Genomic DNA, 801 nt, shown 5'->3' with positions numbered 1-801 from the left:
ATTGACCTCGTTGAGGATGACATTGGCCGCCTGGCCGTGGAGGTTGGGGTTGCCAAGGATGATCCCGCCCAGCTGGGTGGCCTGGGTGCGCTCGGTGGCGTTGTTGAGGATCAGCCCCTGCTGGCCGACGTTGTAGTCGCTGAACTGGTTGTGCGACAGCCCGCTGCCATTGGGCGCGGCGATGTTGACGATCGGCACGCCATTGCCCGCCTGGTCCAGCCGGGTGCCCGGCCCGCTGACCACCACGCCTTCGGCGGCCTGCGCCCAGAATGGCTGCCAGAACATGGCGTTGGCCAGCAGGAACGCCAGGCCCCGCTTGGGCAACCCGCAGAAACGCTCACGAGGCTGAATGGCGGCCGAGCGTTGGCGGGCCAGGAAGGCGAACAGGCGGACGTCCATGTCAGGTCTCGTAAGTCAGGGGATCAGGTGGATCAGAGGAAGAAATCCAGGCGGAAATACACCGGGCGTTCCTTGTCGGTCAGCACGTCGGGGCGTTCCAGGCTGTGGGCGAAGGTCACGCTGGCGGCCATGTGCTGGCCGCGGGCGAACAGCTCCAGCGAGTGGCTGCTGGCACGGCCGTGGTACTCGCCGTTGTAGCGATCGTTGCGGATCACCCCGAGGTCGTAGCCCAGGCCCAGGCCGTACTCGGCCACCAGCGGTTGCAGCAGCGGCCAGTTCACCGGGCGGGTCCAGCGCAGGTCGTTGCGCCAGTAGCCGCCGCTGTCGCCGGACAGTGACTGGTCCTTGAGGCCGCGCACCGACGACAGCCCGCCCAGGCTGATGCGCTGCGGGCTGAACAGT

General features: G+C 67.4%; 2 protein-coding genes. Both read right to left on the bottom strand.

The annotated features are described in order from the left end of the window. The coding region (locus NMG10_RS25810; protein ID WP_254465378.1) for a filamentous hemagglutinin N-terminal domain-containing protein at positions 1-399 on the bottom strand (399 nt) is incomplete at its 3' end. Between the two features lie 32 nt (positions 400-431). Continuing rightward, positions 432-801, bottom strand: a 370-nt coding sequence (locus NMG10_RS25805) for a ShlB/FhaC/HecB family hemolysin secretion/activation protein (protein WP_254465377.1), incomplete at its 5' end; no start/stop codon positions are given.

Source organism: Pseudomonas sp. DVZ6 (assembly GCF_024259445.1).
GTDB classification, from domain to species: domain Bacteria; phylum Pseudomonadota; class Gammaproteobacteria; order Pseudomonadales; family Pseudomonadaceae; genus Aquipseudomonas; species Aquipseudomonas peradeniyensis.
The sequence above is the reverse complement of the archived record's forward strand: the minus strand, read 5'-3'. Positions and strand labels throughout refer to the sequence as shown.